The sequence below is a fragment of the Streptomyces sp. NPDC090022 genome (assembly GCF_044748145.1).
Lineage (GTDB): Bacteria > Actinomycetota > Actinomycetes > Streptomycetales > Streptomycetaceae > Streptomyces.
In genome coordinates, this window is sequence record NZ_JBIVFN010000025.1 from 60,147 (window position 1) to 86,785 (window position 26,639).

19 protein-coding genes and 1 riboswitch are annotated in these 26,639 nt (G+C 74.2%); of the genes, 10 read left to right on the forward strand and 9 right to left on the reverse strand.

Features of this window, described 5'->3' with window-relative positions:
• The first annotated feature begins 22 nt into the window (after positions 1–22).
• Entirely contained in the window at positions 23–1,630 is a 1,608-nt protein-coding gene (locus ACIPXB_RS30705; protein ID WP_401455099.1) for an alpha/beta fold hydrolase, read from the forward strand.
• 745 nt (positions 1,631–2,375) lie between these two features.
• Here the strand turns inward: ACIPXB_RS30705 and ACIPXB_RS30710 are convergent.
• Both ACIPXB_RS30710 and ACIPXB_RS30715 read right to left on the reverse strand, forming a co-directional pair.
• Positions 2,376–3,074 carry a sigma-70 family RNA polymerase sigma factor gene (locus ACIPXB_RS30710; RefSeq protein ID WP_401455101.1) on the reverse strand — a complete coding sequence of 233 codons (699 nt, stop codon included), beginning with the start codon at positions 3,072–3,074 and terminating at the stop codon, positions 2,376–2,378.
• A gap of 138 nt (positions 3,075–3,212) precedes the next feature.
• Positions 3,213–4,001, reverse strand: a complete 789-nt coding sequence (locus tag ACIPXB_RS30715; protein WP_401455103.1) for a hypothetical protein — start codon at positions 3,999–4,001, stop codon at positions 3,213–3,215.
• Positions 4,002–4,282: 281 nt separating this feature from the next.
• Here ACIPXB_RS30715 and ACIPXB_RS30720 point away from each other — a divergent pair, with 281 nt between their 5' ends.
• Both ACIPXB_RS30720 and ACIPXB_RS30725 read left to right on the forward strand, forming a co-directional pair.
• A complete protein-coding gene (locus tag ACIPXB_RS30720) occupies positions 4,283–5,413 on the forward strand; it encodes an MFS transporter (RefSeq protein WP_401455154.1) in 1,131 nt (376 codons plus the stop codon).
• 23 nt (positions 5,414–5,436) lie between these two features.
• On the forward strand, positions 5,437–6,552 hold the full coding sequence (locus ACIPXB_RS30725) for a sugar ABC transporter permease (protein WP_401455104.1): 1,116 nt from the start codon (positions 5,437–5,439) through the stop codon (positions 6,550–6,552).
• Between the two features lie 15 nt (positions 6,553–6,567).
• Here ACIPXB_RS30725 and ACIPXB_RS30730 read toward each other — a convergent pair whose 3' ends face one another.
• Complete coding sequence (locus ACIPXB_RS30730; protein WP_401455106.1) at positions 6,568–7,758, reverse strand: acyl-CoA dehydrogenase family protein; 1,191 nt, start codon at positions 7,756–7,758, stop codon at positions 6,568–6,570.
• A 144-nt stretch (positions 7,759–7,902) separates the two neighbouring features.
• Between ACIPXB_RS30730 and ACIPXB_RS30735 the strand changes: the two genes are divergently transcribed.
• Positions 7,903–9,678, forward strand: coding sequence for a CoA transferase (locus ACIPXB_RS30735; protein WP_401455108.1), 1,776 nt, complete (start codon positions 7,903–7,905; stop codon positions 9,676–9,678).
• Positions 9,675–11,351 (forward strand): class I adenylate-forming enzyme family protein, encoded by a 1,677-nt coding sequence (locus ACIPXB_RS30740; RefSeq protein WP_401455110.1) that lies wholly within the window; start codon positions 9,675–9,677, stop codon positions 11,349–11,351. Before ACIPXB_RS30735 ends, ACIPXB_RS30740 begins: the two co-directional genes overlap by 4 nt.
• 98 nt (positions 11,352–11,449) lie before the next feature.
• On the opposite strand, the gene ACIPXB_RS30745 is transcribed toward ACIPXB_RS30740, so the two are convergent.
• From ACIPXB_RS30745 to ACIPXB_RS30760, 4 genes are all read right to left on the reverse strand, one after another.
• Positions 11,450–12,295, reverse strand: a complete 846-nt coding sequence (locus ACIPXB_RS30745; protein ID WP_401455112.1) for a metal ABC transporter solute-binding protein, Zn/Mn family — start codon at positions 12,293–12,295, stop codon at positions 11,450–11,452.
• Positions 12,253–13,119 (reverse strand): metal ABC transporter permease, encoded by an 867-nt coding sequence (locus tag ACIPXB_RS30750; RefSeq protein WP_401455114.1) that lies wholly within the window; start codon positions 13,117–13,119, stop codon positions 12,253–12,255. The genes ACIPXB_RS30745 and ACIPXB_RS30750 overlap by 43 nt, the downstream gene beginning before the upstream one ends.
• On the reverse strand, positions 13,116–13,751 hold the full coding sequence (locus ACIPXB_RS30755) for a metal ABC transporter ATP-binding protein (protein ID WP_401455116.1): 636 nt from the start codon (positions 13,749–13,751) through the stop codon (positions 13,116–13,118). Before ACIPXB_RS30755 ends, ACIPXB_RS30750 begins: the two co-directional genes overlap by 4 nt.
• A gap of 162 nt (positions 13,752–13,913) precedes the next feature.
• Positions 13,914–15,317: a short-chain fatty acyl-CoA regulator family protein gene (locus ACIPXB_RS30760; RefSeq protein WP_401455118.1), complete on the reverse strand. Its 1,404-nt coding sequence runs from the start codon at positions 15,315–15,317 to the stop codon at positions 13,914–13,916.
• A 380-nt stretch (positions 15,318–15,697) separates the two neighbouring features.
• On the opposite strand from ACIPXB_RS30760, the gene aceA reads away from it, so the two are divergent.
• The 3 genes from aceA to ACIPXB_RS30775 all read left to right on the forward strand — a co-directional run bounded on the left by aceA (position 15,698) and on the right by ACIPXB_RS30775 (position 19,550).
• The gene (gene aceA / locus ACIPXB_RS30765) at positions 15,698–16,984 is read left to right on the forward strand and encodes an isocitrate lyase (RefSeq protein ID WP_401455120.1); all 1,287 of its coding nucleotides are present in this window, start codon (positions 15,698–15,700) and stop codon (positions 16,982–16,984) included.
• A gap of 104 nt (positions 16,985–17,088) precedes the next feature.
• Entirely contained in the window at positions 17,089–18,681 is a 1,593-nt protein-coding gene (gene aceB, locus ACIPXB_RS30770; protein ID WP_401455121.1) for a malate synthase A, read from the forward strand.
• Positions 18,678–19,550 carry a 3-hydroxybutyryl-CoA dehydrogenase gene (locus ACIPXB_RS30775; protein ID WP_401455124.1) on the forward strand — a complete coding sequence of 291 codons (873 nt, stop codon included), beginning with the start codon at positions 18,678–18,680 and terminating at the stop codon, positions 19,548–19,550. Before aceB ends, ACIPXB_RS30775 begins: the two co-directional genes overlap by 4 nt.
• Before the next feature lie 91 nt (positions 19,551–19,641).
• On the opposite strand, the gene metE is transcribed toward ACIPXB_RS30775, so the two are convergent.
• Positions 19,642–21,966 carry a 5-methyltetrahydropteroyltriglutamate--homocysteine S-methyltransferase gene (gene metE / locus ACIPXB_RS30780; RefSeq protein WP_401455125.1) on the reverse strand — a complete coding sequence of 775 codons (2,325 nt, stop codon included), beginning with the start codon at positions 21,964–21,966 and terminating at the stop codon, positions 19,642–19,644.
• Positions 21,967–22,158: 192 nt separating this feature from the next.
• A riboswitch (cobalamin riboswitch) is annotated at positions 22,159–22,314 on the reverse strand.
• 267 nt (positions 22,315–22,581) lie between these two features.
• Between metE and ACIPXB_RS30785 the strand changes: the two genes are divergently transcribed.
• Positions 22,582–23,658, forward strand: coding sequence for a BTAD domain-containing putative transcriptional regulator (locus tag ACIPXB_RS30785; protein ID WP_401455156.1), 1,077 nt, complete (start codon positions 22,582–22,584; stop codon positions 23,656–23,658).
• Positions 23,659–23,715: 57 nt separating this feature from the next.
• A complete protein-coding gene (locus tag ACIPXB_RS30790; protein WP_401455126.1) occupies positions 23,716–25,413 on the forward strand; it encodes a peptidase M23 in 1,698 nt (565 codons plus the stop codon).
• A 92-nt stretch (positions 25,414–25,505) separates the two neighbouring features.
• Here ACIPXB_RS30790 and ACIPXB_RS30795 read toward each other — a convergent pair whose 3' ends face one another.
• Positions 25,506–26,594 carry an alpha/beta hydrolase gene (locus ACIPXB_RS30795; protein WP_401455128.1) on the reverse strand — a complete coding sequence of 363 codons (1,089 nt, stop codon included), beginning with the start codon at positions 26,592–26,594 and terminating at the stop codon, positions 25,506–25,508.
• Positions 26,595–26,639: the final 45 nt, after the last annotated feature.

Genomic DNA, 26,639 nt, shown 5'->3' on the forward strand with positions numbered 1-26,639 from the left:
CCCGGAACGACCGGGAGGGCAGATGACACTCCACCGGACGCCCCGTCGCCGCACGGCACGAAGACCGCGGGCCACATCGGCCGGCCTGGTCACGGGGCTCCTCGTCACCGGCCTGCTCACCGCGCCCGCCCAGGCGCGCTCGCGCACCGACGCCACCGCCACCCCCGCCGCGCCGACCGGTACCGTCGCCCGGACGGTGGGCGACGCCCGGTTCGAACCGGGCCCCTGCCCGCGGACGCCGGAACCGGTCGAAGAGCTCACGGGCGCCCGCTGCGGAACCCTCACCGTGCCCGAGAACCGGGCCCGCCCGAACGGCCGGACGATCCGGCTCGGTGTCGCGATCGTGCCCGCCACGGCCGCCACACCGAAGGCCGACCCCATCGTGTGGCTCGCGGGCGGACCCGGGGACGACGCGGTCTTCGAGGCCAAGCTGGCGGTCGACGGCGGCCTCAACCGCGACCGTGACGTGATCCTCATGTCCCAGCGCGGTACGTACTCGGCCGAACCGGCGCTCCTGTGCCCGGGCATCGACCGGTTCGGCGGACGCGCGGTCGGCCTCGTGTACGACGCCCCGTCCACCGGGCGCCTGCACGTCCAGGCCACCCAGGCCTGCCGCGACCAGCTGGCGGGCCGCGGCGTCGACCTCGGCGCGTACAACGACATCGAGAGCGCCGCGGACTACGAGGACCTGCGCACCGCGCTCGGCATCGAGCGGTGGAACCTGTTCGGCATCTCCTACGGCACCCACCTGGCGCTGACCTCCATGCGCCTGCACCCCGAAGGGCTGCGCTCCGTCGGCATCGACGGCATCCTGCCGCCCTCCACCGCCGGGTCCGCCCAGACCTGGAGCAGCGCCCGGCAGGGCTTCGACGGCCTGTTCAAGGCCTGCGCGCAGCAGCCGGCGTGCAACGAGCGCTACCCGGACCTTCCGGCCACCTTCGAACGGCTCGTGCGCGACCTCGAGGCCGAACCGGTCACCACCACCGTCACGCTGCCGGGCCACGACGAGCCGGTGAAGGTCGTCCTGGACGGCGGAGCCCTCGTGAACTGGCTGACCACCGCCACCCACGTGGCACCCGAAGTGCCCCGCGCCCTGGACGAGCTGGCACACGGCAGGCCGCAGCGGGTCGCCCGGCAGTGGGCGGGCTGGAAACTCAACCCCAAGGGCGTGGGCGTGGTCTCGCACGGTCTCGCCTACGGAGTCTTCTGCGGCCAGTGGACACCGTACGAGAGCCCGGAAGAGGCGCTGCGCGGCGGACAGAAGGCCTTCCCGTCCTTCCCCCGCTCGGTGCAGGCCCAGGCTCCGCAACTCACCTTCCTGCGTCCGGACTGCGCGGTCTGGAACGTTCCCGCGGCGCCGCGCTCGATCCGGGACGTCACCCGCGGCGACATCCCCACCCTCGCCCTGTCGGGCGGGTTCGACTCCCAGACGGGGGCGGACAACGGGCCGTACGTCGCCCGCACGCTGAGCAGGGCCAAGGTCGTCACGGTCCCGTACGAGCCGCACGTGGTGTTCGCCAGCTCGAAGTGCGCCCAGGAGGTCACCGTCTCGTTCTTCGACAACCCGGCCTCCCCGAAGACCGCGTGCCTGAACGGGCTCAAGGCGCCCGCCTTCGAGATCGGGCCCTGAGCGGCCCCGCCGAGCCTGCCGGCGGCGCCTTGGTGCGCGGGGCCGGCCGCACCACCCGCGCTCCTGGACGGCGCGTCATCGGCGCAGGCGCAGGCGCAGGCACAGGCACAGGCACAGAAGCCGGCACATGAGCGGGCGCGGGCGCGGGGTGGAGCCGGGGGGAACTGCGCGGGGCCGACTCCGACCGGCACATCCGCCACTCGGCCGCCGAAGGGCGAGCAGCGGGGTCGGCGGCCTGGCTGCGCTCGGCCAGGCGGCCGAGCGCCGGGTCGATCGCCGCCGGCTCCCCCGGATCGCGGGCGTCCTGTTCGCCGGCGAACAGGCGGATGGCCCACAGGCCGAACTCGAAGAAGACGTCGCCCGCGGCGGTCGCGGGCGGCTCGCCCCCGGGCAGCGCCCAGCCGGGCGTGTGCACCTGCGAAAGAGCGCTCTGCCCGCGGAAGCTCACCGCATCGCAGTCCATGAAACCGTCCGTGCCCACCAGAAGGACTCCGTCCCGTGGCACCGTCACATGCACCGGCTCCAGGTCGTGGGAGGTGGAGCCCCCTGGTCGCACAGCATCCGGGCACTGGAGTCGCCCACGCGCATCCAGCGCACCGGTGGTGGATCCGGCTGGGTCTCGAGGCCCTGGCCGTGATCGCCGCGCTCGTGGGCATCGTGGTGGCGCTCGTTCGCTGACGCTTCCCGCCCCGTCCGCGCGCCCCGGCGTCCCGCGCCCTGGCCAGGGGGCGGGACGCCGGTCATTTCAGGTGAGCGAGGCCACCGCCCGGAGGGCGGGATCCGGGGCGGAGGCCGGGCGGCGGCGCCGAGGGGCGGGCCGGTCCCGGTCCGCCGTGGGACGCGCGGTGTCCGTCAGGAGTGCCATCAGCGAGGACCGGGCGCGGGCGACGCGGGAGCGCACCGTGCCGACGGGACATCCGATGGCCTCGGCCACCTCGGCGTAGGGCAGCCCCAGCAGTTGGGTGAGGATGAACGCCTCGCGGCGCTCCTCGGTGATCGTCGCCAGGAGTTCGGCGAGGGCGATGCCGTCCTCGAAGCCGGGCAGTCCCCGGGGCTGCGCCTGTTCGGCCGCGGTCTGCCAGTCGTCGCGGTCGGCCAGCCGCGGCCGGGCGGCGGAGCGGCGCAGGCTGTCCACGACGGTGCGGCGGGCGATGGACAGCAGCCAGGTCCGGGCGGAGGAGCGGCCCTCGAACCGGGCCAGCGCGGGCAGGGCGCGGACGAAGACGTCCTGGGTGAGGTCGTCGGCGGCCTGCGGGTCGGCGCTGAGGAACGCGACGTACCGCCAGACGTCGCGCTGGAGGGCACGGACGAACCGGTCGGCCTTCTCGGGGTCGCCGTCGCGTGCGGCGAGCGCCAGCCGCGTCACGGCTTCGTCGCTGCTGGGGGTGTGCCCGGCCGTCTTCGGCCCGGCGGGGTCCTGGCGGGTGCTCGGGGCAGGGGTCATCGCCACAAGGTCCTTACGCGCGTGGGGTGTCCGGCGCCGCGATCGGCGGGCCGGTGAGGTGTACGGCCTGCCGGAGGGCATGGCCGATGCCCGGGCGGCGACGGGGATCACACCCGCGCGTGCCGGGGGAGCCGGCTGTCAGACGACAGCGGTTCCCGCGGGCGGACCCCTCGAGGTGAGCACGTGGATCAGGAAGAGCTGCCGCAGCGGGCTGCCGCCGCGCTCACGGCGTACGCGCAGTGGTGGCCGGTGCGGCACGCGGGCCGGCGCGAGGAGGAGCCGCAGCGGCGTCCAGAGCCATGCCGCGACGCTGCGCAGGAGCCGGAAGGCGGCCCGTTCGCCGTAGGCGAGCCAGAGTGCGGCGATCACGGCGGCCAGCAGGTGCGCTGCCAGCATGCCGGAGGGGGACATCGCCATGTCGGCCATGGCGTGCGCGTCCGGCACCGGAACGCCCGCCACGGCCTCCGGCACGCCGTCGTACGTCGAGTGGTGGGCATGGGCGCCCGCGTCCGCCACGGCCGTCGTGCCGGGTGGTGGCCGGTGCACCTGGCCGCCGAGGCCCGCGTCGTCGACCAGGCGCGCGGCTTCGGACGGGGACAGCACCCTGTCGCCGCACGTCAGGTACTGCGCCCACTGCTGGGCGAAGGAGCCGCCCGGCGGCAGCGGCGGGACGAGGGACTGCGCGAGGGAGAAACAGGTGTGGAGCACGGCCTGGACGGCGATCGCCACCGCGGTGACGGCGAGGGGACCGCGCTCGGTGCCGGCCAGCGACCAGGCGAGGGCCGCGGTGCCGATCAGCGCGGCGGCCATGGCCCAACCGGGCACGGGCGTCCCCGACATGAGGACGTGGCCGGTGGCCGCGAGCACCACGCACAGGGCTGCGAACATCGCAGCCCGTACGGCTCGGGAACAGTGGCCTGGCGTCATGGCGGGCCTCATCCTCGCACTTCCGTCGTGACCGGTGCACAGGGGTGCGCACGATGGGAGCGGTCGGCGTCCCCCCTTTCCGCGCAGGGCGCGTCATGTGACGCAGGACACGGCGGACGGGCGGAACTGGCGGGCCCCCAGGACCGACTGACTGCGTATTCGGCAGGAGCGACCGACGTCAGAGGGAGGCGGCTGTGCCGGCGGAGAAAGTGGCGACCGCTGTGCCGGAAGGGAGGCGGCGGTGGGCGGACGGACAGCTCACCGGGCTCCTGACGGCCGCCATGGCCTTCTCGATGCTGCAGTTGTTCCTGATCGGCGCCCTCGGGCCGCGCCTGGTCGACGAGTTGCACGTGACGCCCGTCGTGCTGGGTCTGACGACGACGATCGGGTTCGGCACGGCGGCCCTGCTGTCGCCGGCGGGCGGCCGGATCGTGGACCGGGTGGGCCCGCGCCGCTCGCTGGTGGCCCTGCTCCTGGTGTCGGCCGGCGCGCTCACGCTGATCGGGGCGGCCCCGGGCGCCGGGCTGCTGCTCGGCGCGGTCGCGCTGGGCGGGGTGCCGCAGGCGCTGGCCAACCCGGCGACCAACAAGGCGATCCTGGCCGCCGTACCGCCCGCCCGCCGGGGTGCGGTCACCGGTATGAAGCAGTCCGGTGTCCAGTTGGGGGCGTTCGCGGCCGGGCTGCCGCTCGCGGCGCTCGCCGCGGGGCTGGGCTGGCGCGGCGCCGTGTGGACGGCCGCCGGGGCCGCGCTGCTGACCGGGCTGTGGGCGCTGCGCGCCCTCCCCGCCGATCCGCCCGTCACCCCGGGCGGCCCCCGCACCTCGCTCGTCCCGCGCGGGACGGTCGCCTGGCTCGCGGTGTTCTCGCTGTTCCTGGGCTGCGGCATCGCCTCCGTGAACACCTACCTCGCGCTGTTCGGCGCGCGGGAGCTGGGGCTGGGGCCGACGGCGGCCGCGGCTCTGGTCGCGGTGCTCGGCGTGACGGGCATCGTGGGCCGGGTGGGCTGGTCGAGGGCGGCGTGTCCCGGCCGGGCCGAGTGGCTGCCGGGATGGCTGGCCTGCGGGGCGCTGGGCGCGGCCCTGCTGCTCGCGGCTGCCGCGGTGGCCGTGGGTCCGCTGGTGTGGGTCGGCGCCGTGGCGGTGGGGGTGTTCGCCGTCTCCGGCAACGCCGTGACCATGGTGCTCGTGATGCAGCGGGCCGCGCCGGGGCGGGCGGGTCAGGACTCGGCGCTGGCCGCGGCCGGGTTCTTCGCCGGCTTCGCGGTGGGTCCGCCGCTGTTCGGTCTGCTGGTGTCGGGCGGCCGGTACGGGCCGGGCTGGCTGCTGGTGGCCGCGGAATTCGCGGCGGCCGCCGGGGTCGCGTTCGTCTGGGCCGTGCGGGACCGCCGCGCGAGGGCGGTGCGGTCCGCGTGACCGGGGGCGACGGTGCGGTCCGCGTGACCGGGACGGACTGGGCCGGTCCTGCTCTGGCGTCGTTGATGGAGCGCGTCGCGGTGACCGACGCGGAGGTGGGCGACCGCTTTCCCCTCTACGCCGACCCCGACGACGGCAGGTGGACCACGACCGGCCGCGGTGCATGGGCCGGCGGGTTCTGGGCCGGGCTGCTGTGGCTGCGGGCCCGGTACACCGGCGCCCCGGCCGACCGAGTGACGGCCGCGCGGTGCACGGCCCGGCTGGCGCGCTGGGTGGACGCGGACACGGCGACCCGGGGCCTGATCCTCTGGTACGGAACGGCCCTCGCGGCGGACGACGACGCGGCGGCGGCGCTCCGGCGGGCGGCCGCCGAGGCCTGCCTGTCGGCACATGACCGCACGCTGGGTCTCGTGCCCTGGGGAGCGGCCTTCGGCGGGCCCCGCCTGCTGGCCCGGGTGGACGCCGTCCCCGGGATGCTGCCGCTGCTGGCCGGGGCGGGACCCGGCGGAGCGGCGGCCGCGGCGGCCCACCTGCACCGGCACCTCGACCTCTGCCTCGGCGAGGACCTCCCGCGCGGACCGTGGCCCGCGCCCGCGTGGCAGTTCGCCGGGCAGCGCTGGCAGCCCCTGGCGGACCCGCTCCCCGGGTGGAGCCGGGGCCGTGCCTGGCTGCTGCTCGCGGTGGCCGACGCCCTGCTCGACCCTCGGCTCGCGCAGGACCGGCCCGACCGGCTCGCGCAGGACCGGCCCGACCGGCTCGCGGAGGCGGCCGAACGGCTCCTGGCCCACGGGGGGTTCCTGACCGGACCGCTGGTCCCGCCGGCCGAGGCCGAGAGGCCCGACGGCCCGCTCGACACCTCGGCCGCCGCCATCACCGCCGTGGCCCTGCTGAAGCTGGCCGAGGTCCCCGGGCCACGGGCGGAGCACTGCTCCTCCCGGGCCGTGGCGATCCTGAGCCGGCTGGCCGAGCGCCACCTGCACGCCGGGGCGGCGCCCGGGGCACCGGCGGGACGGCTGGTGGACGGCTGCTACGACGCGGGCAAGGGGCTGGCCGTACGGCACGAACTCGTCTGGGGAACCTTCTTCCTGACGCTCGCGCTCGCCGCCCTGGCCGGGGCCGTCGACATCACCGGCGTGTAGCGGCCCGGCCGACGTCTACGCACCGTGGCCGCGCAGCACGCGGCGGGCCACGGAGGTGATGTGCAGCTCGTCCGGGCCGTCGAGGATACGGGCGGCCCGGCCGCCGCGGAACAGGGCGGGCAGCGGTGTGTCCGGCCCGAGCCCGGCGGCGCCGTGGACCTGGATCGCGGAGTCCGTCACCTGCTGCAGCATCCGCGCGGCGGCGACCTTGGCGAGCCCGACCTCGACATGGGCGTCCTGCCCGGCCGCGATCAGGGCCACGGCCTCGTGGACCAGCGGCCGGGTCGTGCGCAGGGCGAGCAGGGCGTCGAAGACGTGCTGCTGGACCAGTTGGTGGCCGGCGAGCGGCCCGCGGGAACCGCTGCGGGTGGCGGCCCGCTCGCACATGAGGTCGAAGGCGCGCTGCGCCTGACCGAGCCAGCGCAGGCAGCGCAGGGTCCGCCCCAGTTGCAGCCGCTCCCCGGCGACGGCCAGCGCCCGGCCCGCCTCGCCGACCACGTGGCCGGCCGGCACCGGCACCCGGTCGAGCTCGATCTCGTACTGGCCGGCCGCTCCGAACACCGGGAGCTCACGGACGACGCGGAAGCCGGGGGACCGCGTCGGGACCAGGAGCAGCGACAGCCCCTCGCGGTCCCCGGCGGAGCCGGCGGTGCGGGCCAGCACGGTGACCAGGTCGGCGCCCGCGGCTCCCGAGGTGAACCACTTGCGGCCCGTGACCACCCAGGAGCCGTCCGCCCGGCGTTCGGCCCGGGTGGCGGTCAGGAACGGGTCGGTGCCCGGAACACCGGGCTCGGTCATCGCGTAGCAGGTGCGGATCTCGCCGGAGACCAGGCGCGTGAGGTACTCCTCGCGGATCCGGCTCCCGCCGTGGCGCGCGAGCATCGTGACGTCGAGGAGGGGAAGGGAGCCGAGCGCCGCGGGCCCGTGATCGCTGGCGCCCTCGGCCTCGGCGAGTGCGGCGTACGCCTTCAAGGCCAGCCCCCCGCCGCCCAGTTCCACCGGGAGCGGCAGCGCCCACAGTCCCTCCTGGCGGGCCCGGTCCCGCAGTTCGTCCAGGGCGGCCGCCGCCGCGGGCCCTCCCGCGTCCAGGAGCGGCTCGGACGGGATCACCTCGTCCCGGACGAACCGGGTGATCCGGTCGCGCAACTGCGCCTCGGGTGCGTCGGGTCGGGCCTGCGCGGTGGGGGTGGTGCCTGGGTCCGTCACTGCTTTCCTCCAGATTTCCGGGAACCCGTGGGAACGGTTGTCCGACTGTCTGTCCGTGGAACTGGTCGGGTGCGCAGGCTCCCGGGTTCCCGGCAATCGCCCAACGTGCCGGTGCGGCCACCGCCGCGCCAGGAGAGGAGAGGCATGGCGTCACCAGCAACCACGCAGACGGTCCGGCCGCTCGACACACTGCGCTTCGACACCTCGGGGCCGCCGCAGATCACGGGCGTCGTGACGGACCGCCTCCGGCTGCTCGGCGCGCGGGGCGGGGACGCCGGCCAGGACGGCCCGGCCACCGGGCACGTCGTGATCACCGGCGCGGAATCCGGGCCGGCCCATGCGACCACGGGCTGGGGCGGCCACGACGCGGGCCTCGTCGACGAGGCCACCGTGCAGGCCGCCACCGGCGTCATGGCCGTCCACGGCCGGCGCGACGGGAGCCCGCGCGGGCTGGCCGCCGACTACACGGCCACGGCCACCGCCGTCCTCACCGTCCAGGGGCTCCTGGCCACCCTGATCGGCTCGGCCCGGGGCGTCCGGGCGCGCGAGGTCACCACGGGCGCGGACCGGGCCGGGCTGCTGGCCGTCTCCCAGTACCTCGCCGCCGCCGGGGCCGACGAGGGCGAGGCGGCCGAACTCGCGCCCGGCGGGCCGCCCTTCACCTCCGCCGAGGGCACACTCTTCGAGCTGGAGACCCTCGACCCCGGGGCCTGGGCCGCGTTCTGGAGGGCCCTCGAGGCGCCCGCCGACGCGATGCGGGCCGGCTGGCGGCCCTTCCAGTTCCGGTACGCCACCGCCTGCGCCCCGTTCCCCCGAGCGCTGCACGAGGTCGCGCGGGCCCACTCCCTGGAACGGATCCGGCAGGCCGCGGCCCTCTCCGGCGCGGAGGTGTGCGTCCTGCGCACGCTGGCCGAGCGGGCCGCCGAGCACGACGGGGCCGCGCCCTGGTCCCTGCGGCCGCTCGGGCCGGGAGCCAGGACCGCCGCGGCGGCCGAGCCCGCCGGCCGGCCGCTCGCCGGACTCACCGTGCTGGAGGCCGGGCGCCGGATCCAGGCCCCGCTCGCCGCGCACCTGCTCGGCCTGCTCGGGGCCGAGGTGATACGGATCGAGCCACCGGGCGGGGACCCGCTGCGCGGCATGCCCCCGGCCTGCTCGGGCATCTCGGCCCGCTGGCTCGCCCTCAACCGCGGCAAGCGGGCCGTGGAGATCGACATCAAGGCGGAGGCCGACCGCCGCCGGCTGCGCGAACTGGCCGCCGAGGCCGACGTCTTCCTGCACAACTGGGCCCCGGGCAAGGCCGGCGAACTGGGCCTGGACGCCGAGGACCTCGCCGCCGTGAACCCGGGCCTGGTGTACGCGTACACCAGCGGCTGGGCCGACCGGCTGCCCGACGCCCCCATGGGCACGGACTTCATGGTCCAGGCCCGTACCGGCGTCGGCGAGGCCGTACGCCCCGAGGGCGAGGCCCCGGCGCCGTCCCTGATGACCCTGCTCGACGTCCTGGGCGGGCTGACCGGCGCCGAAGCCGTGCTCGCGGGGCTGCTGCTGCGGGAGCGCACCGGGCACGGGGTGCGCGTCGACTCCTCCCTCCTCGGCGCGGCCGACACCCTGACCGCGCCCGCCCTGCGCCGGGCGGTCAGCGGTGCGAACCCCAGGCGGCCCGCCGGGTTCCGCCGCCCGCTGCGCACGGCCGACGGCTGGGTCGCGCCCTCCGACGCGTGCGCGGCCGCGGCCGCCGCCCACGACCTGGCCGGACTCAGCACCCCGGACGCCCTGTCCCTGCTGGCCGGCCAGGGCCTGACCGCCACCGCCGTCACCACCGACCTGGCCGACCTCCACCACGACACGCGTTTCGCCGGCCCGATCAGCCGCGACGCGCACGGTGCCCCCGCCGTTCCCGACCCCTGGAGCTTCAGATGACCGTCGTCCTGCACGACCTGCTGCCTGCCGAGCTCCGCCGCTCGTGGGTGGTCGACGGGACCTGTCCCGACCTCGACCTCTACAGCCTCTTCCGGGCCCGCCAGATCGCGAACCTGCACGCGACCGCCGTCCTCGACGCCAAGGGCAAGCTCTGTTACACCGCACTGGACCGCAAGGTGCGATGTCTGGCCGCCGGTCTGCGCGGCCTCGGCATAGGCCGGGGCGACGTGGTCGGCGTACAGCTCCCCAACCACCGCAATGCCGTCATCGCCGACCTCGCCATCGCGGCCATCGGTGCGATCGCCCTGCCCTTCCCCGTCGGCCGGGGCGTTCTGGAGGCCGAGTGCCTGCTGCGCCGGGCCGAGGCCGTCGCGGTCATCGCCGCGACCGAACACCGCGGCTCCCACCACGCCGCCGACCTGCTCACCCTGGCCCCCTCGCAGCCGGCCCTGCGCCATGTGATCGCCGCCGGCCCCGGAACGGCCCCCGAAGGGGCGGTCTCCTTCGCGCAGTTGCTGCGTTCGGACGCGACGGCCTTCACCCCGGCCCGCCCCGACCCCGACAGCGCCGCCCGGATCCTGGTCTCCTCCGGCTCCGAGGCCGAGCCGAAGATGGTCGCCTACTCCCACAACGCGCTGGCCGGCGGGCGTGGCAACTTCCTCGCCTCCCTCATGCCGGACGGTACGCCCCCGCGCTGCCTGTTCCTCGTGCCGCTGGCCTCCGCCTTCGGCTCCAACGGGACCGCGGTGACGCTGGCCCGGCACGGCGGCACCCTCGTCCTGCTCGACCACTTCACCCCCGAGGCTGCCCTGGCAGCCGTACGGGAGCACGAGCCCACCCACATCCTGGGCGTGCCGACCATGATCCGCATGATGCTCGACCGGCTCGACGCCGACGGCGCTGCCGTGCCCTCCCCGACGGCCCTCGTGCTGGGCGGAGCGCCGCTCGACGAGACGACCGCCAAGGACGCGGCGCGGGCCTTCGGATGCCCCGTCGTCAACCTCTACGGATCCGCCGACGGGGTCAACTGCCATACCGGCCTGGCCCACCAGGTCCCGCCCACCGACAGCACCGGCGTGGTCGCGGGCCACCCCGACCCCCGCGTCGCGGAGATCCGTATCACCGACCCGGACACCCACGCGGCGCTGCCCGACGGCAGCATCGGGGAGATCATCTCGCGCGGCCCGATGACCCCGCTGTGCTACGTGGCCGCACCCGACCTCGACGCCCGCTACCGCACCCCCGACGGCTGGGTCCGCACCGGGGACCTCGGCTTCCTCGACGAGGAGGGCGCCCTGCACATCGTCGGCCGGCTCAAGGACATCGTGATCCGGGGCGGCGCCAACATCAGCCCCGCCGAGGTGGAGCGCGAGCTGGCCGCCCACCCGCTGGTCCGCGACGTGGTGTGCGTGGGCGTGCCCTGCCCGGTGATGGGGGAGCGGCTGGCCGCCTGCGTCGTGCCCCGCACGGCCGAGGTCCCGGAACTGGCCGCACTCGGTGCCCATCTGACCGCGCGCGGCCTGGAGCGGCGCAAGCACCCCGAGCTCCTGCTGCTGCTGGCCGAGCTCCCGCTGACTCCGGCGGGCAAGCCCGACCGGGCCGCCCTGCGCGAGCGCCTGATCGAGCGGCACGGACTGCGCGGCTCGGACCCGGCCCCGCTCACCCCGGCCTGACGCCGCGTGGGCCCGGGCAGCTCCGTGCTGCCCGGGCCCACGCGCGCGGGGCGGGGCGGGTGGCCCCGCCCCGGGGCGGAAGAGGTACGGAAAGAGGGTTACGGGGTCATGGCCTTCTTCAGCTCGGCCGCCGCGTTGCGGTAGACCGGCAGCAGGTCGAGGTCCGTACCGGGGTAGTTGACGATCTTGACCTGCTCGGCGCCGGAGTCGGGCAGGACCGTGCCGGTGGACATGTGGGCGTTGTCCAGGACGAAGGCGGGCTTCTTCGCGGAGAGTTCGGCGAGCTGGGCCGGGGTCACGGCCTCGGGCCCGTACGTGCCCACCTGGGTGGCGCCCGCGAGCTTCGCGGCCCAGGCGGTGAAGACCTGGCTGACGACGGAGGGGCTCTTGCCGCCGGGCCAGGCGCCCTGGACGTCCTTGTTCAGCTGCGCGTACTCGGTGTCGAAGCCCGTCTTCCACCGGGTGGCGGCGTCCGCCGTGCCGAAGAGCCGGCCCAGCTTGTCGACCTCGGCCTTCACCTTGTCGGGGTCGTTGTCGAGGTTGACCTCCACCAGCTTCGCCTTCGAGCCCGCGGCGTCCTTGATCTTCGCCGCGTACGGCTCGAAGGGCGCGTAGAGCACGAAGTCCGCCTTGGCCACGGCGGCGAGGTCGGAGGGCTTGGGGTCGTAGTCGGGGGCGTGGTGGACGGACTGCGGGACGATGACCTTGACGTCCTCGGCGCCGGCGGCCTTGGCGAAGGCGCCCTCCCAGGTGGTGGTGACGACCACCACGGGCTTGTCCTTCTTCGCCTCGCTCTTCGCCTCGCTCTTCGCCTCGCTCTTCGCCTCGCCGCCGCTCTTGGCCGGTGCCGGGTCGGCAGCGATGTCGCTGCCGCACGCCGTGGTCAGGAGGAGCGCCGCGCTCAGTGCGACGAGGGCAGGGATACGGACGCGGGTGCGCGCCATGGGCTGATTCTCCGTTCGGGTATGAAATGTACGGCGAGGACGACGGCCCCCGCGGTCAGGACGAGGACCGGGCCGGGTGGCCAGTCCAGCCACAGGGCCAGGAGGAACCCCGTCAGGTTGACGACGACGCCGATGCCGATGGCCCACAGCGTGATCGACCTCAAGCAGCCGCCCAGGCGGCGCGCCGCGAGCGCGGGCAGCAGGGTCAGGGCGTCGACCAGCAGCGCGCCGGTCAGTTTGATCGCCCCGGCGACCGCGATCGCCACCAGGACGAGCAGGGCGGCGGTCAGCGCCCGCACCGGCACGCCCGAGCACTGGGCGAGCTCACGGTCGTAGAGCAGCAGACCGATCTCGCGACGCCGCCACCAGAACAGGCCCGGTACGAGGACGGCGAGCACACCGAGCACGATCAGGTCCGGCGTGCCCACCGACAGGATCGACCCCCACAGCAGCGCGAACGCACCGGAGGCGTTGACCCCCGACACCGCCATGAGCAGCAGGGCCGCGGCGATCGCCAGGCTCATCAGCAGCCCCATCGCGCCGGACAGGCCGTCCGGGGTGCGGGCGAGGGGAGCCACACCCGCGCCGGCGAGGGCGCACGCGACCAGTGCGCACAGCATGGGGTCGAGCCCGGTCAGCAGGCCGACCGCGATGCCCAGCAACGCGACGTGCATCATCGCGAACCGGACCGGCATGATGTCGAGCCCGACGATGACCACCCCGATCACGGGCAGCCCGACCGCCGCGAGCAGCAGGGCGATCCCGGCCCGCTGCACGGGGACGAGCTGGAGGAGGGCGCCGAGGTCGGCGGTGGCGAGGGTCACCGCACCTCCCGCAGCCGGCCCGCCGCCATCTCCAGGACGCGGTCGCAGCGCTCGGCCAGGTTCCGGTCGTGCGTCACCACGACCAGGGTCACCGGCAGGGAGGTGAGGACGTCCGTGGCGTCCGCCTGCCCGTCGAAGTCGAGGGCGGCCGTCGGCTCGTCCGCCAGCAGCACCTGTGCCCCGGCGGCGACGCAGCCGATGGCCCGGGCCAGGTACATGCGCTGCAACTGGCCGCCCGAGAGGGTGTGCAGGGGGCGATCGGTGAACTGCGCGACACCGAGCCGGTCCGCCGCCTCGACGGCGTCCGTCGGGGCCGTGCTGCTGGCCAGCAGTTCGGATCCCAGCAGTGGGAACCGGCCCGCCGCGGGCTTCTGCGGGATCCAGGCGCACGCCCTGCGCCGCCAGGCCCACTCCGCCGGTGACCCGGTGCCCCGCCCGCCGACCGTGATCGACCCCGACACCTGCCGGTGCAGACCCAGCACGGCACGCAGGAGCGTGGTCTTGCCCGAACCGTTGGTCCCGGTCAGCGCCACGCGCTCGCCGGCCGCGATCTCCAGATCCACGTCGGCGACCGCCTCGACCCGGCCGTGCCGGCAGGCCACCTGGCGCATCCGTACGTCCAGCCCGCCCATTCCACCCACCTCGATCCTCACGTAACGGCAGGGGCGCGAGAGGAGGTCCGCCCGTCGCCCACGCGGCAGTAGTCGGACGGGGGACGTCCCGAGTTCCCGGGAGACGCAAAAATCGCTCGGGATCCCCCTGCGCCGGGCGCGGAGCGCGTCGGTGACGTCCGGTCAGCTCCCGCTGACCGGATAGGGGACGAAGGTGCTGCTGTTCTCGTCGACGGCCAGGGGCCGGCCCAGGGGCGGGACGGCGCGCTGGGGGCAGTCGAGACGCTCGCAGAGCCGGCAGCCCATGCCGATCGGGGTGTCGGCCCCGGTGTTGCCGAGGTCGAGGCCGTCGGAGTAGACGAGCCGGGAGGCGTGCCGGATCTCGCAGCCGAGGCCGATGGCGAAGGTCTTGCCGGGCTCGCCCCAGCCGCCCCGGTGCCGGGTGACGGCGCGCGCGGTCCACAGGTAGCGCTGCCCGTCGGGCATGGCGGCGACCTGGACGTGGATGCGGCCGGGGGAGGCGAAGGCCTCGTAGACGTTCCACAGCGGGCAGGTGCCGCCGGCGCGGGAGAAATGGAATCCGGTGGCGGACTGCCGCTTGGACATGTTGCCGGCCCGGTCGACGCGTACGAAGGAGAAGGGAACCCCGCGCAGCCTGGGGCGTTGCAGGGTGCTGAGGCGGTGGCAGACGGTCTCGTAGCCGAGCCCGAAGTGGTCGGTGAGCCGTTCGATGTCGTAGCGGAACTCCTCGGCGGCCGTGTGGAAGGCCCCGTACGGCAGGATCAGCGCGGCGGCGAAGTAGTTCGCGATGCCGATCCGGGCCAGGGCGTGGGCGGGGGAGTCCTGCGGGAAGTCCTCGGCGGCCAGCCGGTCCAGTTCCGCCCGGTACTCCAGCAGCGCGAGCTGGGTGGCCATCCGGAACGCCTGCTGGCCCGGCCGGAGCCGGTTCGACAGGTGCAGGACCCGGCTCGCGCCGTCGTAGTGGTGCAGCCGGTCCTCCGAGTCCGGCGCGAGCCGTACCCGGTGGCGTTCGGCGAGCCTTCGGGTGAGGGCGCGCCGCACGTCCCCCGGGCGGATCCCGATGTCGCGGGCCAGCTGCTCGGCGGCCAGATCGGTGTCGTGGAGGTAGTTCTGCCGGCGGTAGAAGAACTCGCGGATCTCCTCGTGGGGTGAGCGGGGCGCGTCCGGGGCGCCGCCGTCCCTGCCGTCGGCCGCATCGGCGAGCCGCTCGGCGAGCAGCTGGCTGCGCCGGCCGAGGTCGAGGAGGACGGCGGCGACGGCGGGCATGCGGGAGGCGAGCTCGGCGAGGTCGGCGGGGGACACCCGGGCCTCGGCGACCTCTCCGGCGAGCGCCTCGCGCAGGTCGGCGACGAGCCGGCTGGTGTCGCGCTCCGAGAAGAAGCCGGGGTCGACGCCGAAGGCCTCGGTCAGCCGGAGCAGCACCGGGACGGTGAGCGGGCGCGAGTCGTGCTCCATCTGGTTGAGGTAGCTGGGCGAGATCCCCAGGACCCGGGCCAGCTCGGCCTGGCTCATCCGCCGCTCCTCGCGCAGCCTCCGCAGCCGCGCTCCCGCGTACGTCTTGCTCACCCGGCCCCCTTCGGCCTCGCTCCGGCCGCTCCAGGGTACGCGCGATCATGCCGTCGCCAACCTTCGCAAGCTTGGCAGAACCGGGTCGGAAGATTCGCAGAAGTTGGCAGACGTCCCTCATTGATGGCACTGCGTGCCGCTGCCAGAGTCAGTCCTGCGGCTCGCCGGACCCCGGCGGTCGAGGCGGACATCCGGGCACGATTCACGCCCTGACGTCGGAGATCCCGGCAGTTCCGGCTCGACTGTCCTGCACCGTTGCCCGTTCCACCCCCAGGTGGTCCGGCAGCCGCACCCTCATAGCAAGGCACACAGTGCCAGCACCGCGTCGTGCGGAACGAGCGTGTTGGCAGAACAAGCGACTCATGGAGACGGTGACGGTCATGGCAGACACGAACACGGCGGCAGCGGCGGCGGACCTCGCCGAGCGGTGGGCGACGGACCCCCGCTGGGCCGGGATCGAGCGCACCTACGGGGCCGAGGACGTGGTCCGGCTCTCCGGCAGCATCCGCGAGGAGCACACCCTGGCCCGGCGCGGCGCCGAGCGGCTGTGGCGCCGGCTCCACGAACTCGACTACGTCCACGCGCTCGGCGCGCTGACCGGCGGCCAGGCCGTCCAGCAGGTGCGGGCCGGGCTCCAGGCGATCTACCTCTCCGGCTGGCAGGTGGCCGCCGACGCCAACCAGGCCGGCCACACCTACCCCGACCAGTCCCTGTACCCGGTCAACTCGGTCCCGCAGGTCGTGCGCCGGATCAACAACGCGCTGCTGCGCGCCGACCAGATCGCCACCGCCGAGGGCGGCCACGACACCACCGACTGGCTGGCCCCGATCGTCGCCGACGCCGAGGCCGGCTTCGGCGGTCCGCTGAACGCCTTCGAGCTGACCAAGGCGATGATCGCGGCCGGCGCGGCGGGCATCCACTACGAGGACCAGCTCGCCTCGGAGAAGAAGTGCGGCCACCTCGGCGGCAAGGTCCTCGTCCCGACCTCGCAGCACATCCGCACCCTGAACGCGGCCCGCCTCGCCGCCGACATCGCGGACACCCCGACCCTGATCATCGCCCGTACGGACGCCCTCGCCGCCAGCCTGCTCACCAGCGACGTCGACGAGCGCGACGCGCGGTTCACGACCGGCGAGCGGACCGCCGAGGGCTTCTACCGGGTGCAGAACGGCATGGCCCCCGTCATCGCCCGCGGCCTGGCGTACGCCCCGTACGCGGACCTGATCTGGGTGGAGACCGGCACCCCGGACCTGGCCCAGGCCCGCGAGTTCGCCGAGGCGATCCACGCGCAGTACCCGGACCGGATGCTCGCCTACAACTGCTCGCCCTCCTTCAACTGGAAGGCGGCCCTGGACGACGACCAGATCGCCAAGTTCCAGCGCGAACTGGGCGCCATGGGATACAAGTTCCAGTTCATCACGCTGGCCGGCTTCCACTCCCTCAACCACGGCATGTTCGACCTCGCCCGCGGCTACGCCGAGCACGGCATGACCGCGTACGTCGACCTCCAGGAGCGCGAGTTCGCCGCCCAGAAGCACGGCTTCACCGCCGTCAAGCACCAGCGCGAGGTCGGCACCGGCTACTTCGACCTGGTCTCCACCGCCGTCAACCCGGCCTCCTCCACCACCGCGCTGTCCGGCTCCACGGAGGAGGAGCAGTTCCACTGAGGCGACCCCGCCCCCTCGACCCGTCCACGGTCGAAGGCCCGTGACCAGCGGGAGCCGGACGACCGTCTCCGTCCGGCTCCCGCCCACCCCCGTCAGGAGACCGCATGTCCACCACCGCCACCACGCACCGGGTCCGGGTCCTCGCGCCGGCGGGCGACCGCCACGACGAGATCCTCACCCCCGAGGCGCTCGACTTCATCGGCCGGCTCGACGCGGCCTTCGCCGACCGCCGCGAGGACATCCTCAAGGAGCGCCGCCGCCGCCGGGACCGGCTCGTCTCGGGCTCGCCGCTGGACTTCTCCCTGGCCACGGCCGGGGTCCGGGCGGACCCGGACTGGCGCGTGGCCCCGCCCGCGCCCGGACTCACCGACCGCCGGGTGGAGATCACCGGCCCGCCGGACCGGCGTATGACCGTGAACGCGCTCAACTCGGGCGCGCAGGTGTGGATGGCGGACTTCGAGGACGCCACGGCCCCCACCTGGAACAACGTGATCGACGGCCAGGCCAACCTGCTCGACGCGTGTCATCGCCGCATCGACTTCACCACGCCCGGGGGCAAGCGGTACCGGCTCGGCGAGAACCTGGCGACCATCGTCGTCCGGCCCCGCGGCTGGCACCTGCTCGAAGAGCACCTGGAGGTCGAGGGCCGGCCGGTCCCCGCCGCCCTCGTCGACTTCGGCCTGTACTTCTTCCACTGCGCGCAGGCCCGGATCGACGCCGGGTACGGGCCGTACTTCTACCTCCCCAAGCTGGAGAACGCGGGCGAGGCCAGGCTCTGGAACGACGTCTTCGTCCTCGCCCAGGAACTCCTCGGCATTCCCCGCGGCACCGTGCGCGCCACGGTCCTCATCGAGACGATCACCGCCGCCTTCGAGATGGAGGAGATCCTCCACGCCCTGCGCGAGCACAGCGCCGGACTCAACGCCGGCCGCTGGGACTACCTCTTCAGCATCGTCAAGACCTTCGGTCACCGCACCGACTTCCAGCTCCCGGACCGCGCCCAGGTCACCATGACCGCGCCCTTCATGCGCGCCTACACCGAACTCCTGGTCCGCACCTGCCACCGGCGCGGAGCCCACGCCATCGGCGGCATGGCCGCCCAGGTGCCGGGCAAGGACCCGGAAGCCGACGCGGCCGCCTTCGCCAAGGTCCGGCTCGACAAGGAACGTGAGGCCGAGGACGGCTTCGACGGCTCCTGGGTCGCCCACCCCGGGCTCGTCCCCGTCTGCCGCGAGGTCTTCGACGGCGTCCTGGGCGACCGCCCGCACCAGCTCGACCGCACCCGCGACGACGTCGCCGTCACCGCCGCCGACCTGCTCGCCGTCCGGCGCACCAGCGCGCCACCCACACCGCACGGGGTACGGACCAACGTCGCCGTCTCGCTGCGCTACTTCGACGCCTGGCTGCGCGGCCGCGGAGCCGTGGCCCTGCACGGGCTGATGGAGGACGCGGCCACCGCGGAGATCGCCCGGACGCAGCTGTGGCAGTGGCTGCGCCACCGGACCGTCGACCGGGACGACCTGCTCGCCGTGATCGCCCAGGAGTGCGCGTCCTTCGCGGAGGAGCAGCCCGACGCGCTCGTCACGCAGGCCCGGGAGGTCCTGGAACGCGTCGCGCTGGCACGGGAGCTGCCCGCCTTCTTCACCCCCGACGCCTACACCCGCCACCTGGTCCGCAGGCAGGAGGCCCGCGCATGAACGACCGGATCCGCAGGGTCGGGATCGTCGGCGGCGGACAGATGGGCGCCGGTATCGCCGAGGTGTGCGCCCGGGCGGGAGTCGGCACCGTCGTCTGCGAGGCCGGCGCCACCGCCGCGCGGGCCGCCCGTGAACGCGTCGCCGTCTCCCTCGAACGCGCGGTCCAGCGCGGGAAGCTCGACCGGATCTCCGCCGAGGACGCCCTGGCCCGGCTGGTCTTCACCGGCGACCTGGACGACCTGGCCGACCGTCAGCTCGTCATCGAGGCCGTGACCGAGGACGCGGACGTCAAGACCGCCGCCTTCGCCGCCCTCGACAAGATCGTCGCCGACCCGGAGGCGATCCTCGCGACCAACACCTCGTCGCTGCCCGTGATGCGGCTGGGCATGGCCACCGGCCGGGCCGACCGGGTCGTCGGCCTGCACTTCTTCAATCCCGTGCCGGTCCTGCCGCTGGTGGAGGTCGTCTCCTCGCTGCACACCACCCGGCAGACCGTGGAGACGGTGGAGGCGTTCGCCCGTGACACCCTGGGCAAGACGGTGGTCAGGTCGCAGGACCGGGCGGGCTTCGTCGTCAACGCCCTCCTCGTCCCCTACCTGCTCTCGGCGATCCGCATGGCGGAGTCGGGCTTCGCCACCGCGGCCGACGTCGACGCGGCCATGGAACTCGGCTGCGCCCACCCCATGGGACCGCTGAAGCTGGCCGACCTCATCGGACTCGACACGGTCGCCGCCATCGCGCAGTCGCTCTACGACGAGTTCAAGGATCCCCACTACGCCCCGCCCCCACTGCTGTCACGGATGGTGCAGGCGGGGCGGCTGGGCCGGAAGACCGGCCGGGGATTCCACACCTACGACCGGGGCCGCTGAGGGACGCGGTGCGGGCGCCGGGCTGAGGGGCCCGGCGGTGCGTGACGGGCGGGGTGCGGCGGAGTGGTGTCCGCCGCACCCCCTCGTGGCGTCAGCCGTTGTCGGCCGCCAGTTCCGCGCGGACGGCGCGGGCGGCGGAGACGAGGTTCTCCAGGGAGGCGCGGGTCTCGGGCCAGCCGCGGGTCTTCAGGCCGCAGTCGGGGTTGACCCACAGCCGCTCGGCCGGGATGGCCTCCAGGCCCTTGCGCAGCAGCGCGGCGGCCTCGTCGGTGCTCGGGACGCGCGGCGAGTGGATGTCCCAGACGCCCGGGCCGGCCTCGCGCGGGTAGCCGTGCTCGGCCAGCTCACCGGCGACCTGCATGTGGGAGCGGGTGGCTTCCAGGCTGATGACGTCGGCGTCGAGGTCGTCGATGGCCTGGACGATGTCGCCGAACTCGGCGTAGCACATGTGGGTGTGGATCTGGGTGTCCGGCCGGACGCCGCTGGTGCTGAGCCGGAAGGACTCGGTGGCCCAGGCCAGGTAGTCGGCGTGGTCGGCGGACCGCAGCGGCAGCGTCTCGCGCAGCGCCGGCTCGTCCACCTGGATGACCGACGTCCCCGCCGCCTCCAGGTCGTTGACCTCGTCGCGGAGGGCGAGGGCCACCTGCCGGGCGGTCTCTCCGAGCGGCTGGTCGTCGCGGACGAAGGACCAGGCGAGCATGGTGACGGGGCCGGTCAGCATGCCCTTGACCGGCTTTGCGGTCTGCGCCTGCGCGTAGGTGGTCCAGCGCACGGTCATCGGCTCGGGGCGGGAGATGTCACCGGCCAGGACCGGCGGGCGCACGTACCGGGTGCCGTAGGACTGGACCCAGCCGTGCTGCGTGGCGACGTATCCGGTCAGCTGCTCGGCGAAGTACTGGACCATGTCGTTGCGTTCGGGCTCGCCGTGCACGAGGACGTCGATCCCGGTCTTCTCCTGGAAGGAGATCACCTCACGGATCTCGTTCTCGATCCGCTCCTCGTAGCCGGCGGTGTCGATCCGGCCGGCCCGCAGGTCGGCGCGGGCCACGCGCAGCTCGTCGGTCTGCGGGAACGAGCCGATCGTGGTGGTCGGCAGCACGGGCAGACCCAGATGGGCGCGCTGGGCCGCGGCGCGCTCGGCATACGGCTGGGAGCGGCGGCCGTCGGTGTCGGTGATCGCGGCGGTGCGGGCCCGGACGGCGGGGTCGTGGGTGATGGCGGAGCTCGCGCGGGACGCCAGGTCGGCGCGGTTCGCGGCGAGTTCGGCGGCGATGGTGTCGGTGCCCTGGGCGAGGCCGCGGGCGAGGGTGGCGATCTCGGTGGTCTTCTGGCGGGCGAAGGCCAGCCAGCGCCGGATCTGCGGGTCGATGTCGCGTTCGGCGGCGGCGTCCAGCGGGACGTGCAGGAGCGAGCAGGACGCGGCGACATCGACCCGGTCGGCCAGCCCGAGGAGGGTGCCGAGCGTGGTCAGGGACTTCTGGTAGTCGTTGATCCAGATGTTGCGGCCGTTGACCACGCCCGCCACCAGCCGCTTGCCCGGCAGCCCGCCGACCGCGGCGAGGGCGTCCAGGTTCGCGGCCGCGGAGTCGGTGAAGTCCAGGGCCAGACCCTCGACGGGGGCGGCCGCGAGGACCTGGAGGGCGTCGCCGAGCCGGTCGAAGTAGGAGGCGACCAGCAGCTTCGGCCGGTCGGTGGCCGCTCCCAGCTCGCGGTAGGCGCGGGCGGCGGCGTTCAGTTCGGCCGGGGTGCGGTCCTGTACCAGGGCGGGCTCGTCGATCTGCACCCACTCGGCGCCGGCGGCCCGCAGGTCGGCCAGTACCTGGGTGTAGACGGGCAGCAGCCGGTCCAGCAGGGTCAGGGGCTCGAAGTCCGCGGCCACGCCCGGGGCGGGCTTGGCCAGCAGCAGGTAGGTGACCGGGCCGACGAGGACCGGGCGGGCGGTGTGCCCGAGCGCGAGCGCTTCTTTCAGCTCGGCGACCTGCTTGGTGGAGTCGGCGGTGAAGACGGTGTCGGGGCCGAGTTCGGGGACCAGGTAGTGGTAGTTGGTGTCGAACCACTTGGTCATCTCCAGCGGCGCCACGTCCTGGGTGCCGCGGGCCATCGCGAAGTAGCCGTCCAGGGCGTCGGCCTCGACCGCCGAGCGGTGGCGGGAGGGGACGGCGCCGACCATGATGCTGGTGTCCAGGACGTGGTCGTAGTACGAGAAGTCACCGGTCGGCACCTCGTGGATGCCGGCTTCGGCCAGCTGCTGCCAGGCTGTACGGCGCAGGTCGGCGGCGGTGGTCCGGAGGGCGTCGGCGGTGACGCGGCCCTTCCAGTAGCCCTCGATGGCCTTCTTCAGTTCGCGGTTCTGCCCCTGGCGGGGGTAGCCGTACACGGTGGCTCGTGCTGCCGCGGCTGCGGGCTTCGCTGTCACGGAACTCTCCTTCGCGAGATGTGTCCAGAAACGTCCCGGCAACGGGACGCGGACGCGAAGGGAACGACAGAACGCGCGGACCCCGCCGCGGGACGAATGCCCGCACGTGCCGCTCGCTGTGTACGCCGACCCGCCCACGAGGTCACCGGGATCTCCGTAACGCGGAAACGGTTCCGCGCACGGGCAACGGGCAGGTCTTCGGACTCGCGGGCACGCCGGCCTCTGCCGAGGCAGGCACCTACTGGCCGTCGCTTCCCAGGACCGTTGTCCGGTCCCAGTGCGTATGACGGCGGTCGTTCCCGCTCACCGCTGCGGGGCAGTCCCGGATTCCCACCGGGTTCCCTCTTACGACGCATCCCGCCTGGCGGACGGGGCGAACCAGCTGCCCCGCCAGCCTAGAGGGCCGGATCGCTCAGCGGCGAGCATGTGTCCAACATCCGGACTCCGCCGAGGGCGATCTCCCCGCCGGGAGCCCGACTTCATGTGCTGGAAGGGGCTGGGGCTCCGTCGTCGCTCGTGTCACTCCGGATCGTTCCGGATGCCTTCCCCTGCGCGACGCCCCCTACGGTGTCGACGGCGCCCGCCCGACCGACCAGCAGGGAGCCGGGGAGCATGATGCCGACGACCGCCGCCACGGACCGCCCGACCGCCGCCGTCCTCGGGCGGCAGGAGCGCGAGGTGCTCGCCGCGGTCGGGTGCGGCTTGCGGGACGACGAGATCGCCGCCGCCCTCGCCGTCCCGGAGGGCGTCGTGGCCGCGGACCTCGCGCGGATCCTCGTGAAGCTCGGTCTGCGCGACCGGGCCGCCGCCATCGTGCACGCCTTCGACTGCGGCCTGATCGTTCCCGGCCGCGGCCCCCGCACCCGGCCGGCGAGCCCGGCGGCGCCGGCCGGCCCGAGGGTACGGATCTCGCTGCTCGGGCCCCTGCGGGCCTCGCGGGACGGGCGCCCCCTGGAGCTCGGGCACCTCCGGCAGCAAGCCGTGCTCGCGGCGCTGGCGTTCAGCACGGGCCGGACGCTCAGCCGGCGGGAACTCCTCGACGACGTCTGGGGGATGGAACCGCCGGTCACCAACGTGATCCCGGTCTACGTCTACCGACTGCGCAAGGCCCTCCGCCTCGGGGACGACCCGGACTCCGTCATCGAGCACGCCCGCTGTGGCTACCGGCTGGTCTCCGACGCCGTCGACGTCGACGTGGCCCACATGGAGGAACTCGTCACCGGTGTCGCGGCGGCCGAGCGCGCGGGCGAGCGGGCCGAGGCGGTCCGCCTGTGCGCCCAGGCGCTGGCGCTGTTCCGCGGCGAACCCCTGGCCGGCGTGCCCGGGCCGCTCGCCGAACTGGAGCGGCTGAGGCTGACCGAGCGCCGGATCGCCATCGCCCGGCGAAAGGCGGAGGGGCAACTGCGGCTCGGCCGGGGCGCGGACGCGATCGCCGAGCTGTTCCCGCTGACCGCGGCGCACCCCCTGGACGAGCAGCTGGCGGCGACGCTGATGCGCGCGCTGTACCTCGACGGCCGGCAGGCCGACGCCCTGACCGTCTTCGACGTCGCCCGCCGCCGCCTCGCCGACGAGCTCGGCGTACCTCCGAGCCGGCTGCTGCGCCGCACGCGGCTGACGATCCTGCGCGGCGACGACGCCCTGGGCCCGGGGCCTTCCGGCAACGCCTCGACCACGCGACGCCGTCACCCGTAGCCCGGCCGCCGCCGCTCCCCCCGCACCGCACCACTTCCCACGACAGAGAGGCACACCATGGCAGGAACAGGCTTGTCCCGCATGCTCTCCAGACTCGCCGTCATCACCGGCTTATGGGCCCTGCTCATAGGCCTGACCGCCCCGGCCGGCCTCGCCCACGCCGTGCCCGTCCCGGGACCGGGCCCGGGACGGGGACCGGGACCGGGTGACGACCGGTACGGCGTCTCCCGGTACTTCATGGGTCCGGAGGGGACGGTGAGGGGCATGGCCATCCCCACCGCCCCGTGTGATCCGGCCGGCCCGTCAGCCACCGACGCCGTCATGGCCGACCAGCTCAACCCGCAGCTGAACGCGAAGATGGCCGGCTATCTCGACGCGTACAAGATCTCCTGCGCCCGCATGGTCACGCAGGCGGTGAAGGACCGCGGGCTGAGCCCGAGGGCCGCGACGATCTCCATCGCCACGATCATCGTCGAGGCCAGCATGAACAACTACTCCGCGGCCGTCGACCACACCAGCCTCGGACTGTTCCAGCAGCAGGACTGGTGGGGCACCCGCGAGCAGCGGCTGAACCCGACCTACGCCACCAACGCCTTCCTCGACGCGATGGAGCAGCAGTTCCCCGGCGGCTCCTGGAACGACCACGAGATCGGCTACGTCGCCTGGAACGTCCAGCGGCCGCGCGAGGACCTGCGCCACCTGTACGGCATCGAAGCCGGCGACGCGGCGCTGCTGGCCAACGCGCTGTGGGCCGGGACGAGCGGCGGGCCGAAGCACCCGTACGCCTCGGGCCGGGTGGTCGCCGGACGGTCGGCGGACGGCCGCCTCGAAGCCTTCGCCGCCGGTCCCGACGGCGTGTACCACGCATGGCAGACCGCGGTGAACGGCGCCTGGTCGCCGTGGCGCTTCGCGGGGGGTCCGCGCAACGCGCAGCTGGCGGTGGCGTCCAACGCGGACGGCCGGCTGGAGCTGTTCGCGCTGTCGGACAGCACGTTCGACCACATGTGGCAGACCGGGCCCAGCGCGGGGTGGTCCGCCTGGGCGAACTTCGGCACCGGAGGGTACCGGGTGGCGGCGGGCACCAACGCCGACGGCCGTATCGAGGTGTTCGCCTCCAACGCGAGCGGTGTGTTCCACCGCTGGCAGAACGCCCCCAGCGGCGGCTGGGCCGGCTGGGAGGGCACCGGCGGCGGCCCGGCCAACGCCCGCCTCGCCATGGAGAACGCGCCGGACGGCCGGCTCGAGGTGTTCGCGCTGTCGGACGCGACGTTCGGGCACCTGTACCAGACCGGCGTCAACGGCGGCTGGTCCGCGTGGGAGGACTTCGGCGCCGGCGGAAAGGCCGTCGCCGTCAGCCACAACCAGGACGGCCGGCTCGAGGTGTTCGCGTCGAACGCCACCGGTGTGTTCCACCGCTGGCAGACCGGCCCGACCTCGTGGTCCGCGTGGACGGGCACCGACGGGATCCCCGACGCCGAGCTGACCACCGCGCGGTCGGTGGACGGCCGGGTCGAGGTGTTCGCGATCAACGCCACCACCGCGAGCCACGCCTGGCAGACCGGCCCGAACGCGGCGTACGCGCAGTGGGAGACGTTCGGTGGCGGTGGCACGACGATCGGTGCGGGCAACAACGCCGACGGCCGCATCGAGGTGTTCGGCACCAGCCACGCCGGCGTCTACCACCGGTGGCAGACCGGCTTCGCCACCTGGTCGGAATGGGGCTGGCTGAACGACTCCGGCCCCGCGATCAACTAGGCCCCGCACGGATACGGCCCGTGCCCCGGCGACGGCAGTGCGCTCGTCGCCGGGGCACGGGCCGGGCCCGTACCGCCGGGGGCGGATCCGGGTCAGGAGGCGAACGCCCGCTCCAGCCTGGGGATCAGGTCCCGCAGGGACTCCTCCCAACAGCCGCCGTTGTGGCCGCCGTTGCACTGGGTGCCCCAGCCGGCACCGTCGCCGTAGTTGACGTAGTGGTACGACATGCCCTGGGCGTCCATCGCGTTCCTGACGTGCTTGGCCGCTCCCTCGAGCCAGAATTCGATGTCGGCGGGCGAGCCGCCGCCGTTGCCGACGTACACGGAGACACCGACACCGCCGGCCTTGAGCCGGTCCATGTGCTGCGACGGGTCGACCTCGTTCCACCGCCAGTCGGCGTTGAACACCGGGTACGGCGAGCCGAACGCGGCGTCACTGTCCACGCCCGGCTTGTACGGGGAGTCCTTGGGGTCGCAGACACCGGACGCCGAGCCGCAGATGGCGCCCTGCGCGTCGATGAGCGAGGCGACGACGGCCAGCCGCAGGTCCATGGACCTGACCGACAGGTCGATGTCGCCGGACAGGGAGGCGGTCTGGCTGAACAGGTCGGGGCGGGCCTGGGCGTAGCGCAGGGCCCCGAAGCCGCCCATGGAGACGCCGGCCACGGCCCGCGCCTTCTTGGTGGCGACCGTCCGCAGGTTGGCGTCGATGAACGGGATCACCTGCTTGAGGTGGAAGTTCTCCCAGTTCTGGGCGCCTGCCGCCGTCCGCTGGTTGAGCCAGTTCGCGTACCAGCCGCGGGCACCGCCGTCCGGAATGACGGTGATCATGGAGTTCGACATGGACAGCGCCGGGTAGTTCTGCTGGACCGGGTCGTCGGGTGAGCCGTGCAGGAAGTACATCACCGGATAGCGCCTGCCCGGGTCGTCGTAGTAGCCGCTCGGCAGGATGATCTTGATGTGCTGCTCACCGGCGACCTCGGGCGTGGTCACCGTGAGGTGGAAGTTGAGGGAGTTGCCCTTCGCGGGGCCGACCTGGGTCAGCCCGAAGCCGTTCGCCATCGGCGGCGGCGCGGTGCCGCCGTCGGCGGCCCGTACCGCACCCGCAGGCGCGACCAAGGCCGCCACGGCGGCGAGCATCCAGGCCGCGCCCACGCGCCACCCTTTCATCCGTCCCCTCATCGTGTTCTCCTTCCTGATCTCTCGGGTGTTCTTTCCGTTCGCCCT

Coding starts and splice junctions, on each gene's coding strand:
- ACIPXB_RS30705 (WP_401455099.1), top strand. CDS start 23: ATGACACTCCACCGGACGCCCCGTCGCCGCACGGCACGAAGACCGCGG.
- ACIPXB_RS30710 (WP_401455101.1), bottom strand. CDS start 3,074: ATGACCCCTGCCCCGAGCACCCGCCAGGACCCCGCCGGGCCGAAGACG.
- ACIPXB_RS30715 (WP_401455103.1), bottom strand. CDS start 4,001: ATGACGCCAGGCCACTGTTCCCGAGCCGTACGGGCTGCGATGTTCGCA.
- ACIPXB_RS30720 (WP_401455154.1), top strand. CDS start 4,283: ATGGCCTTCTCGATGCTGCAGTTGTTCCTGATCGGCGCCCTCGGGCCG.
- ACIPXB_RS30735 (WP_401455108.1), top strand. CDS start 7,903: ATGGCGTCACCAGCAACCACGCAGACGGTCCGGCCGCTCGACACACTG.
- ACIPXB_RS30740 (WP_401455110.1), top strand. CDS start 9,675: ATGACCGTCGTCCTGCACGACCTGCTGCCTGCCGAGCTCCGCCGCTCG.
- ACIPXB_RS30745 (WP_401455112.1), bottom strand. CDS start 12,295: ATGGCGCGCACCCGCGTCCGTATCCCTGCCCTCGTCGCACTGAGCGCG.
- ACIPXB_RS30755 (WP_401455116.1), bottom strand. CDS start 13,751: ATGGGCGGGCTGGACGTACGGATGCGCCAGGTGGCCTGCCGGCACGGC.
- aceA (WP_401455120.1), top strand. CDS start 15,698: ATGGCAGACACGAACACGGCGGCAGCGGCGGCGGACCTCGCCGAGCGG.
- aceB (WP_401455121.1), top strand. CDS start 17,089: ATGTCCACCACCGCCACCACGCACCGGGTCCGGGTCCTCGCGCCGGCG.
- ACIPXB_RS30775 (WP_401455124.1), top strand. CDS start 18,678: ATGAACGACCGGATCCGCAGGGTCGGGATCGTCGGCGGCGGACAGATG.
- ACIPXB_RS30785 (WP_401455156.1), top strand. CDS start 22,582: ATGCCGACGACCGCCGCCACGGACCGCCCGACCGCCGCCGTCCTCGGG.
- ACIPXB_RS30790 (WP_401455126.1), top strand. CDS start 23,716: ATGGCAGGAACAGGCTTGTCCCGCATGCTCTCCAGACTCGCCGTCATC.
- ACIPXB_RS30795 (WP_401455128.1), bottom strand. CDS start 26,594: ATGAGGGGACGGATGAAAGGGTGGCGCGTGGGCGCGGCCTGGATGCTC.